This window comes from Solimonas terrae (genome assembly GCF_011067135.1).
GTDB lineage: Bacteria > Pseudomonadota > Gammaproteobacteria > Nevskiales > Nevskiaceae > Solimonas > Solimonas terrae.
Genome location: NZ_JAAMOW010000002.1, coordinates 541,547 through 553,181 on the forward strand (window position 1 = coordinate 541,547; position 11,635 = coordinate 553,181).

The 11,635-nt window shown below is 63.2% G+C and carries 6 protein-coding genes; all 6 read left to right on the plus strand.

Features of this window, described 5'->3' with window-relative positions; translation table 11 throughout:
* The first annotated feature begins 100 nt into the window (after window positions 1–100).
* The 6 genes from G7Y85_RS05980 (at window position 101) to G7Y85_RS06005 (ending at window position 11,495) form a co-directional block, all read left to right on the plus strand.
* Window positions 101–802: an SDR family NAD(P)-dependent oxidoreductase gene (locus G7Y85_RS05980; RefSeq protein WP_166253257.1), complete on the plus strand. Its 702-nt coding sequence runs from the start codon at window positions 101–103 to the stop codon at window positions 800–802.
* 57 nt (window positions 803–859) lie between these two features.
* Window positions 860–2,410, plus strand: coding sequence for a glycerol-3-phosphate dehydrogenase/oxidase (locus G7Y85_RS05985; protein ID WP_166253260.1), 1,551 nt, complete (start codon window positions 860–862; stop codon window positions 2,408–2,410).
* 237 nt (window positions 2,411–2,647) lie between these two features.
* Entirely contained in the window at window positions 2,648–4,891 is a 2,244-nt protein-coding gene (locus G7Y85_RS05990) for a hypothetical protein (RefSeq protein ID WP_166253263.1), read from the plus strand.
* Between the two features lie 18 nt (window positions 4,892–4,909).
* The gene (locus G7Y85_RS05995) at window positions 4,910–6,730 is read left to right on the plus strand and encodes a DUF1302 domain-containing protein (RefSeq protein ID WP_241696014.1); all 1,821 of its coding nucleotides are present in this window, start codon (window positions 4,910–4,912) and stop codon (window positions 6,728–6,730) included.
* Window positions 6,731–6,993: 263 nt separating this feature from the next.
* Window positions 6,994–11,208, plus strand: a complete 4,215-nt coding sequence (locus tag G7Y85_RS06000; RefSeq protein ID WP_166253266.1) for an RHS repeat-associated core domain-containing protein — start codon at window positions 6,994–6,996, stop codon at window positions 11,206–11,208.
* Complete coding sequence (locus tag G7Y85_RS06005) at window positions 11,205–11,495, plus strand: hypothetical protein (protein WP_166253269.1); 291 nt, start codon at window positions 11,205–11,207, stop codon at window positions 11,493–11,495. Before G7Y85_RS06000 ends, G7Y85_RS06005 begins: the two co-directional genes overlap by 4 nt.
* The last annotated feature ends 140 nt before the right edge of the window (window positions 11,496–11,635 follow it).

Below are 11,635 nucleotides of genomic sequence, written 5' to 3' on the forward strand. Positions count from 1 at the left end.
GCTTCCGTGGCGGTTGGTGTGCCGACGCGACCCGGAGAAGGCGCGCGGCATATTGCATGCTTATGATATGCGCACAACGAGAATTCGAGGCAGGTGCCGCATGACTGCACGCAGTTCAGCTCCCCGTCGCAAGGCCAGGATCGGCCGCCCGGTCTGCTTCATTGTCGGTGCCGGTCCCGGCATCGGCGCGGCGCTGGCCGAGGCCTTTGCCGCCGAAGGCTATGACATCGTGCTGCTGGCGCGCGGTCCGGCCAAGCTGCGTGAACTGTGTGCGGAACTGACGCGCAAGACCGGTCACTATGTGGCCGCGTACGCCGCCGACGCCGGCGACGAGATTTCGCTGAAGCAGGGCCTCGACATCGCACGCGCCGATTTCGGCGATCCGCAGGTGCTGATCTACAACGCCGCCGCCACCGTGCTCGATGCCCCGACGCAGATTCCGGTCGAGCGGCTGGTCGACGAATTCCGCGTCAACGTCGCCGGTGCGCTGGTCGCCACGCGCGAGCTGGCGCCGGCGATGATCAAGGCCAGAAAAGGCACGATCCTGTTCACCGGCGGCGGCTTCGCCTACGAGCCGGCGGTGAAGTACGCCTCGCTGTCGCTCGGCAAGGCGGCGCTGCGCTCGCTGACCTACACCCTGGCACAGGAGCTCGGCACGCATGGTGTGCATGTGGCGACGGTCACGGTGCACGGCTTCATCCAGACCGGCACGCGCTTCGACCCGCAGCGCATCGCGCAGGCCTACGTCTGGCTGCATCGCCAGCCCAAGGGTCACTTCGACATCGAAAAGATTCACAAATAGCCTCGCACCCCCGAACCGCAAGGCGCAGTCCGCGGTGACTGCGCGCATGGAGTCGCCATGACCACGGCTTTTCCGCTGATCCGCAACACGACCGGACTCGCCGCGCGCGAATTCGACGTGCTGGTGGTCGGCGGCGGCATCTACGGTGCCTGGACCGCGTATGACGCCGCCAGCCGCGGCCTGTCGGTCGCGCTGATCGAAAAGACCGACTGGGGCAGCGGAACGTCGTCGGCGTCGAGCAAGCTGATCCACGGCGGTCTGCGCTATCTCGAGAACTACGAATTCGGCCTGGTCCGCAACGCCCTGCACGAGCGCCGCACGCTGTACCGGATCGCACCGCATCTGGTACGGCCGCTGAACTTCATCCTGCCGATGTGGAAGGGGCCGCGCGCCAGCCCGTTCCTGATCTCGGCCGGCCTGCTGGTCTACGACCTGCTCGCGCTCGGCAGTCGTCCGGTGCAGTCGCATCGTCACTACCGCGCACGCGCATTGCTGGCCGACTATCCCTTCGTCGATCCGCAACGTCTGCTCGGCGGCTTCCGTTATGGCGATTGCCAGGAGGACGATGCGCGCATGACGCTGGCGGTGGTTGCCGCCGGGCAGGCCGCCGGTGTGGTCTGTGCCAATCGCGTTGCCGCGCTGCGTTTCATCGAGCAGGGCGACGCGGTCTGCGGTGCCGAAGTGCAGGATCAGCTGACGCAGGCGTTGTTCGCGATCCGTGCGAAGGTCGTCGTCAATGCCGCCGGGCCGTGGGGGCCGGCGCTGCTCGGGGCGGCGGCGCCGAAGGTCAAGCTGGTCAAGGGCACGCATCTGGTGCTGCCGGCGATTCCCGGCTGCAACGAGGCCTTCCTGCTGACGGCGAACGATGGCCGCGTGTTCTTCGTCATTCCCTGGTATGGACGCACGCTGGTCGGCACGACCGAGTCGACGGTCACGGCGCCGGCGCAGGCACAGCCGACCGACGAGGAAACCGACTATCTGCTGGCCGGTGTGCGTTCAGGGCTGCCGGGCCTGAGCTGGACGCGCGACGACGTCATCGCCCGCTATGCCGGCGTGCGCATGCTGCAGGCCGAGGACACCGCGTCGCTGTCCGAAGTCACGCGCGAATTCGCGGTGCGCCGGCCGCGCGCGAAGCTGATCATGCACATCGGCGGCAAGTACACGACCTCGCGCCACGACAGCATGGCGATCGTCGACGCCGTGTTCAGGGAACTGGGTCGCCGCGCGCCGAAGTCGACCACGCAGACGCGGCCGCTGCCGGGCGCGCCGCCGGGCAATTTCGAGACCTGGCAGGCGCAGGCGATCGCCGGCCTGGCCGCGCAAGGGGTCGATCTGGAAGCGGCGCGCTGGCTGAGCCTGCGCCACGGCAGCGACATCGCGGCGATCTCGGCGCTGATTGCCGCGCATCCGTCGCTGGCCGCGCGCATTCATCCCGAAGCGCCGTTCGTGCGCGCCGAGGCCGTGCACGCGGTGCGCGCGGAAATGGCCTTGTCGATCGATGATCTGGCACGGCGGCGCATGCCGCTGATGTTGCTGGTGCGCGATCAGCAGTGGCGTCCGGCCTTGCTGGAAACGCTCGCCGAATTCGGCCACGCCGACATCGCCTGATCCGCCACGCCGTCCCGCGCGGCACTGACCGCGACGGCAGTTCGCGGTCGTCGGCAAAAGTTCCGATGCTGCAGCGCACATTCCGACAAGCGGTAGGAATGTGCTTTTCGCGCGGTCTCATGCGGCGCGTCGCTGTCTCCAATAATTCATCCTGAACTGTTCAGGCATCCCCGGTGCCTGGCCGGCGCCTACGGTGTTCTTCGCCGGCATAAGCAGAAAAGATAAAAGGAGAAGCGAATGTCCCCGTTCAAGATTGCGCCACTGCTGCTGGCAGTGGGCCTTGTCGCCTGTGGCAGCAACAATGATGGCGACAGCGGCCTGCAGGGCAGTGCGGCGAATGCGTATTCGCTGTTCGATCCGGTTGCTGCCAGCGCCATCATTCCGTTTCCGTTCGATGGCCTGTTCAACGGCACCACCGATGGCACGCTGAACATTCCCAACGGTGCCAGCGACAGCGACGTGCCGTTCGTCACCGCCGCCAACAAGCTCGACGGTTTTTCCACCACCGCCTCGCTGTTCACCGACTTCATCGGTCACGTCGACGTCGATCATGCGCTGGACATCAATCCGGCGACGCATCTGCCGGGCGTGCTGATCATCGATACCTCGACATTGAGCCCGCTGGTGCCCGGCGTCGACTACCGCCTGCAGAACTCCGCGGCGATCGATCCTGATACCGGCGTGCCGCTCAACGTGCTGCGCACGCGCATGCTGATCGAGCCGCTGAAGCCGTTCAAATCGGCAACGCAGTACATCGTCGTCGTCACCCGCCAGGTGCAGTCCACGGACGGCGTGCCGGCCGAGGCGGCGGACCTGTTCCGCGCGGTGCGTTCGACCACCCCGGTTTCGCAGCAGACCGAATCGGCGCTGTCGACCCTGAACGACACGCAGCGCGCGACGCTTGAAGCGATCCGCCAGCAGTTCGCACCGATGTTCAACGAGCTGGGCGCCGCCGGCATCAGCCGCGACAACATCGTGATCGCATGGCCGTTCACGACGCAGAACACGACCGTCACCCTGAAAGCCATGGCGCAGGCCGCGAGCGCGCGCCAGATCACCGTGGTCAACAGCGGCAAGAACACCGGCACCGCGTCGGGCGGGCAACTGCCGCCGATCGCCGACATCTATGCCGGTTCGATGAGCGTGCCGTACTACCTGGGCACGCCGAGCGAGAGCAATCCGACGGCGCCGCTGACCGCCTACTGGCAGGCCGACACCAGCAAGCCGGCGGCGTCCGGCACCCTGGCGCCGGTCGGCGCACCATGCTCCGTGCTGGCGCCCAGCGCCAGCACCACGACCTGCTATCCGCTGCCGAAGGAACAGACCGAACAGACGATTCCGGTGCTGGTGACGATTCCGAATGCCAACAGCGGCAACACCATGCCGGCCAACGGCTGGCCGGTCGTCATCTTCCAGCACGGCATCACCGGCAACCGCACGCAGATGATCGCGATCGCGCCCGCGCTCGCCGCGGCCGGCTTCGCGACGATCGCGATCGATCTGCCGCTGCATGGCTTGCCGCCGGGCGATCCGTCGCGCGTGCCGGGCGTGCCGGAACGCACCTTCGATCTCGATGTCGTCAACAACAGCACCGGCGCGCCCGGCGCCGACGGCATCGTCGACAGCTCCGGTGCGAGCTTCATCAACCTCGCCAGCCTGCTGACCAGCCGCGACAACATCCGCCAGGCCGTGTCCGATCTGCTGACCGTGCAGAAATCGGCAGGCGGCACCCTGCTGCTGGCGCCTGAAATCGTCGGCGGCGTGCCGACCGGCAACTACCTGCCGACCGGCATCAAGCTCGACGGCAGCCAGATCCGCTACGTCGGCCATTCGCTCGGCGCCATCGTCGCGAGCACCTTCCTCGGCGTCGATTCCGACACCGGTGCCGGCGTGCTGGCGATGCCGGGTGGCGGCATCGCCAAGCTGCTCGACGGTTCGGCGGCGTTCGGACCGATCGTTGCCGCCGGTCTGGCCGCGGCCAGCGGTGGCGAGATCGCCGAGGGCAACGACAACTACGAAACCTTCCTGCGCTTTGCGCAGACCGCGGTCGATTCCGGTGATCCGCTGAACTTCGCGGCCGCCGCCAGCGCCCAGCATCCGATCCTGATGCTGGAAGTGCGCGGCGACGCGGTGGTGCCGAACTGCACGATCGCCGGCGATGCGAACTGTCCGGCAACCGACACGCTGACCGTGTCCGGCTATCTGTCCGGCGGCGATCCCCTGGCACGCGTGCTGGGTCTGGGCTTCGTCCCCGGTCCGACGCAGACCGACGTGCTGACCGTGCCGGCGGCATCGCAGCTGATCACGGGCGCCGCCGCGCGCAACAACGTCGTGCGTTTCGCCGCCGGTGATCACGGCTCGATCCTGAGTCCGGCCGCCTCGCTGGATGTCACCTGCGAAATGCAGGGCGAAGTCGCCGCGTTCGCCAAGACCAACGGCACGGTGCTGAAGATCGGCAATCCCTGCCCGGGCGCGGAATAGGAACGAGGAGACCATCACATGAAAACGACAATGAACAAGACCCTCATCGCCAGCGCCGTCACGCTGAGCTTCAGCGCACCGGTGCTGGCCTATACCGACAAGGTCGAAGGCCTCGATCTGCAACTCAACAACCGCGTCACGATCGGCAGTGCCTGGCGCGTCGAATCGCGCGATCCGAATCTGGTCAGCATCAGCAAGGGCGGTCGCGCCTATTCGAACAACGACGACGACGGCAATCTGGCGTTCGACAAGGGCAATGTCGTGTCGGCCGCTGCCAAGATCACCTCGGACCTGACGCTCAGCAAGGGCGACTTCGGCCTGTTCGTGCGCGGCAGCTATCTGTTCAACGACCGCCTCAACAACTACGACTTCTTCAATCCCGACAACTACTACACGCCCGGCAGCTTCGATCCCGGCTACGGTGTCGCGCCGAGCGGCAATGTGTCGGTTGCGCCGATCTCCGAGTATCAGCGCAAGACGCACGCGGTCCGCGACTACACCGGCAACGATGCCGATCTGCTCGATGCCTACCTGTACGGCAATGTCAGCCTCGGCGATCGCGAGCTCGCGTTCAAGCTCGGCCGGCAGGTGCTGAACTGGGGCGAGTCGAGCTTCGTGCTGAACGGCATCAACAGCATTCTCGCGTTCGATTCCAACCAGCTGCATGTGCCGGGCTACGAACTCGACGAAGTCGTGATTCCGGAAAACATGGCCTGGCTGTCGATGGATGTCGTCAAGAACGTGTCGATGGAAGCGTTCTACCAGTTCGACGCGCCGCGCACGCAGCCGGATGCCGCCGGCACCTACTGGGCGACCAATGATTTCGCGGCGGTCGGCGGCACGCGCGCCGATCTGTCCTTTGGTCTGGCGCCGGAGAACACGCCGAACGAAACGATCCCGCGCCTGGGCGATCACAAGCCCGGCAAGAGCGGCCAGTTCGGCGGCAAGCTCAGCTTCTTCATTCCGGCGCTGCACGACATGGACCTGTCGTTCTACGCGATGAAGTACAACAGCCGCCTGCCGGTGGTCAGCGGCATCTCCAAGTCCAGCTACGCCGCGACTTCGGAAACCGGCCGCTACTTCCTCGAATATCCGGACGACATTCCGCTCTACGGCGTGTCGTTCAACACCACGATCGGCGACTGGGCGGCCCAGGGCGAGTACAGCCTCAAGGTCAATCAACCTTTGCAGGTCGACGACGTCGAGTTGTTGCTCGCCGGTGTCGGTGCGCCCAGTCAGGTCACGCCGCCGCCGGCTGCCCCGATAGGCTCTGCGCTTGGCAACAAATACATCCGCGGCTACCGCCGTCACGATGTCAGCCAGGTCGATCTGTCGGTGACCCGCCTTGCCGGACCCATGCGCTGGATCGGCTCCGACCAGATGCTGTTTCTTGCCGAAGCCGGTGCCGTCTACGTGCATAAGCTGCCGCCGGAGAGCGAACTCCGCTTCGAAGGGCCGGGTACCTACACGCCGGGCGATGCCGGCGTCGCCGCGTTGGTGTCCGGCCAGATTGGCGCGACGCTGCCGCAGAACCAGGGTGGCTACGCGACCGACTTTTCGTGGGGCTACAAGCTTCTGGCGCGCTTCACGTACAACAACGTCATGGGTTTGTTCCGTCTCGAACCGCAGCTGCGTTTCGACCACGACGTCAAGGGCGTGACGCCGACGCCGCTGCTGAACTTCGTCGAGAACCGCAAGACCCTCAACGCCAGCATCACCGGTTACTACCTGCAGGCGTGGTCGGCGGAGCTGGGGTATACGGCGTACTTCGGCGGTGGCAAGGGCAACCTGCTGGCCGATCGCGATTATGTCGAGGCGGTGCTCAAGTACACGTTCTAGAAGGGGTATGACGTGGACGGCCCGGGGGCCGTTTGCGGGGACAGTGGGCCGGCTTTTTGCCGGCCCCTTTTTTGTGTTAGCCATATGACGCGTTCGCGGCATATTCACTTAAGCGTTTATCTGAGACATCGAGCGGTTCACTGTGACCGACCGCACACGTCGCGCCGACCTTCGGCAGCTATAGTCCAAGTGCGCAGCGGGTCGGCGTCGTGGGGTCGGCAACTTGATTTAGCATCAGCACGCTGTGCTGATTTGGGGACTTTATGCGCGCAGCTCTGATTCGCCGTGAAACTTGCCATGTGAACCGTCTACAGAATTCGAAGAAGCTTATCTCCCGGATTCTTATCGCGCAGAGATTCTGGCTTCTGATGCTGTCGCTGCTGTCGGCGTTGTACGCCACGCCGAGTCGAGCGGATGGAGGGGACGATTGGCTTTATCCGGTTGCCCCCAACAATGATCCCGATTTAAGAGATTACGGCACGATATTCGTCCCTAGGCCGAGCTGCGATGCGTCGGCGGCAATGGGAATTTATCGGGCTGATTGTTACTCTGGTTTCTCCATATTGGCAGACGGAGACAGGCCAACAACGAATCGGACGGCGTCTGGCGTGGAACACGGCGGCGCCAGCCCAGGGCAGCAGCAGTCTGCCAAGCCGCCGGCCAACAACAACACCAAAGTCGACCCCCCCTGCGATGGCAGCGCTCCTCCGACCAACCCGAAGGCCGGTAATCCGGTCATTGTCGCCACCGGGGAGAAGATCCAGACCGCGACCGACTTCGTCGGAGGCGGTGCTTATGGACTGGACATGGTGCGCACCTATCGCTCGTTCGGCCAGTTCGGCTCGTTCGGGGGTCACTGGTTTTTCAGCTATGACTTCGCACCGCTAGCTTTGAATGGCTGCGACAGCGACATTGATTTCCCGGGACTGTGCATTCCCCATACCGCTACCGCGACCTTCCCGGACGGCAGTTCCTACACGTACATCCACCAACAGACCGGTGTCGGCAGCAACCTAAGCCTTTTCGTCAGCAGTTCGGCAGCATCTATGGGGTCCATGCGCATTGTCCCGCTCGGCGCAAAGCCGCTGATTCTGACGATCGACGGCACGAACTACACCTATTCCTCAACGACTGGACTGCTGCAATCGATTAGCGCGCCGAACGGCGAAAGCTTGGCATTCACCTACAACGCAAACCATGACCTTAGCCAGATCACCAATGCCGTCGGCCAGACCTTGCAATTCACCTGGAGCAACGGCCGCGTCACCCAGGTCAAGGACCCGGTAGGCAACAATTGGACCTATGGCTACAACAGCACCGGCATGCTGGCCTCGGTCAACTCGCCTAGCGGCATCGACACCCGCCAGTACTATTACGAAGACAGCGCCGACGGTACACGGCTGACGGGCATCGCAATCAACGGCGTGCGCTACAGCACTTACAGCTACGACTCGAACGGCAAGGTCCACGTCAGCAGTCATGCTGGCGGCGAGCTGATGGATACGTTTACTTACAACACCAACGCGACCACCGTCACCGACGCCGCCGGCCAAACCACCACCTACAACTTCGTCAGCGCGCAGGGTGGCCTCAAACTCTCGTCGATGTCGCGTGCCGCCACGTCGACCTGTGCGACGGCGGTGGCGAGCACCAATTACGGCGCATATGGCTGGCCGACGTATTCGCTCGACTGGAACGGCAACCGAACCGACTACACCTACGATTCCTACGGCCGGCTGATGCAGAAGACCTGGGCTGCAGGCACGACCAGCGCGTTCACTCAGAAAAACACCTGGGCGACCGACGGCACGCTGAGCACGAAGACCTACTACGACGCCAACAACACCGCCCTCTACAAGATCGACTACACCTACTTCACAAGCGGTTACTCGAAGGGCCTGGTGGCCACGCAAACGATGACCGACCTAGCGACCTCGGCCAGCCGTCAGCTTTCGTACACCTACACTTATCAGGGCAGCGTCCTCGCGAGCGCGACGACGACACAGACGTTGCCCTCGGGAAGCGCCTCGACGACGGTGAACTACGACGCGTTTGGCAACATATCGTCGACCATCAACGCGCTCGGCCAGCAGGTCTCGCGGAGCAACTACAACGGTCTGGGCCGGCCGGGCCAGATGACCGACGCCAACGGCGTCATCACCACGTACACCTACAACAATGCCGGCGACCTGCTGACGGCGACGCAGCACCTGCCCGCCGGCAATCGCATCACCACCTACACCTACAACGGCGCGCACCAGATCACGAGCATCCAGTCCGCCAGCGGCCGCATCGACCGCTACAGCTACAACGCCGCGCTGCGGCTCACCGGCCACGGCAACGCGGCCAGCGAGTACCAGCAGTACCAGCTCGACGTGGCGAACAACGTCATGACGACGGTCTCGGACCGCGACATCCCGGTGCTCAGCGGATCGGTGCCGGCCGCTAGCGCCCAAGGCACGTTCAGCCAGGCCACCGACCTGGACAGCCTGGGCCGGCCCCATGTCGTGCACGGCAACCACGGCCAGCAGCTGACCTATGCCTACGACGGCAACGGCAACGTCACCAGCGTCACCGACGCGGCGGGCCACAGCACGGCGTACACCTACGACGCAATGAACCGCGTGCACACCGTCACCGCCTCCGGCGCCGGCACCACGACCTACAGCTACGACGCCCAGGGTCATCTGCAATCCGTGCAGGACGCGCGCGGCCTGACCACGAGCTATACCTACGATGCGTTCGGCGACGTGCTGACCAAGACCAGTCCGGACACCGGTCTCACCAGCTACACCTACGACAGCGCCGGCCGGCTGACGAACGAGCAGCGCGCCGACGGCACGACCATCACCTACACCTGGGACGCGCTGAACCGCATGACCAGCCGCACGAGCGGCAGCACGACCGAAAGCTACACCTACGACACCGGCAGCAACGGCATCGGCCACCTGTCGCGCATCGACGATCCGACCGGCAGCACGGTTTTCAGTTATGACGCGGCCGGCAACCTGACGCAGCAGGTCGCGACGATCCTGAGCACCGCCTACACGACGAGCTGGACCTACGACACGGCCGGCCGTCTCACCGACATGGTCTACCCGGGCGGCACGCATCTGAAATACACCTACGACAGCGCCGGCCGCCTGGCCTCGCTCAAGCTCGCCGACGGCACCGTGATCGCCAACGGCTTCCTGTACGAGCCGGCGACGGACCGGCCGTACGCATGGCACTGGGGCAACGGCTTGAACCGGCTGGTCACGCTGGACAGCGACGGACGCGTCACGGAACTGGCGAGTCCCGCAATTCAGGACTTGGGCTATGCCTACAACAACACTGACACGATCGCGTCGATCACCGACAACATATCCGCGAGCCAGACGTCGAGCTTTACCTACGACGCAGCCAGCCGTCTGCTGTCGGTGACGAAGAGCGGGGATAACCAAAGCTTCACCTATGACACCGTAGGCAACCGCCTGACGCAGGCGCGCGTGGGCACAAGCTACAACCTCGCTTACGGCAGCAGCGCCAACCAGCTGCTCACCGTCAGCGGCGGTGCCAGCCGCAGCCTTGGCTATGACGCCGCCGGCAATGCCACGAGCGACAGCGGCGGCAAAAGCTACGGCTACGACGCCTTCGATCGCCTGAACACTTACTCCGTCAGCGGCACGCTCATCGGCGACTACCGCAACAACGCGCTCAACCAGCGCGTGTACAAGAACGTGACGGGTGTCGGCAACAAGCGCTTCGTGTACGGACCATCAGGAGAACTGCTGTACGAAAACGGCAGCACGCCCACCGCATACGTCTGGATCAACGGCGAGTTGCTGGCAGTGATCCGCTCAGGCAACGTCTATGCGAGCCACAACGATCATCTCGGCAGGCCGGAGGTGCTGACCAATAGCAGCGGCGCCATTGCGTGGCGGGCGAACAATGCCGCATTTGACCGGGCCATTGTCACCGACACTATCGGAGGGCTCAATGTCGGATTCCCGGGGCAGTATTACGACCAAGAATCGGGGCTCTGGTACAACTGGAATCGGTATTACGATTCAGCGGTGGGGCGGTATTTGCAGAGTGATCCGATTGGGTTGGGTGGCGGCTTGAATACATATGCCTATGTCGGCGGGAATTCGATCAGCTTCGCGGACCCCGAAGGGCTGCAGGAAGTTTTACTAGCACGACCACCAATAATTCCGAACGAAATTATTCCTAGAACTGGCGAATCGCTGACGGAGTATTCCAGTAGATGGCAGCAATACCGTGACGCACAGGCTGCGCAATGGAGGCCGGAAATTAGAATTCCCGATCCGGCTATGAAAGCTCCAACGCCTGCCAAGGACACCACTTTCGGGCAAATTGCTAAAGCCCTCGAAGAGCTAGTTAAGGCTTTAAATGGCGCAAATAGTGCTGTGGGAGCAACGTGTCCTAAAGCAGAAGATTTTAGCAATGCTTGCTATGCAACCGGTCAATGCTCATGACTTATGTTCTGGCAATTAGATACGCAATTAGTTGGATATTTTTAGCTTTGCGTTTTTATTTGAGTAAAAGCGATAAGGATTTTTGGGGCTGGTGCTTTCAGGAGTTTTCATATAAAAAAAGTTCTGGTGCGCAACTAACTTTTCTATTGGCGAATGCCTTGTCTCGACGTTCATTCGAGGACTTAGAGAAGTGCTATTTTTATTTTTCTCCTGAGATCAGCAAGAAAGTTCCAAAAGCTCTGGTGGAAAAAGCAAACCAATTTCTTATGACCGGAAAAGTAGACTGAGGACAAAAGGGGTCGGAGTCTGACCTATCCCCCCGAAAGTCACTCAATGATGAGCACAGATTGCGTGTACTGTCTGACGATTCGAGCGACATCGTCCAGACAGCTGAGCGGTAATCGGTTGCGGGTGAATTGGACAAGCA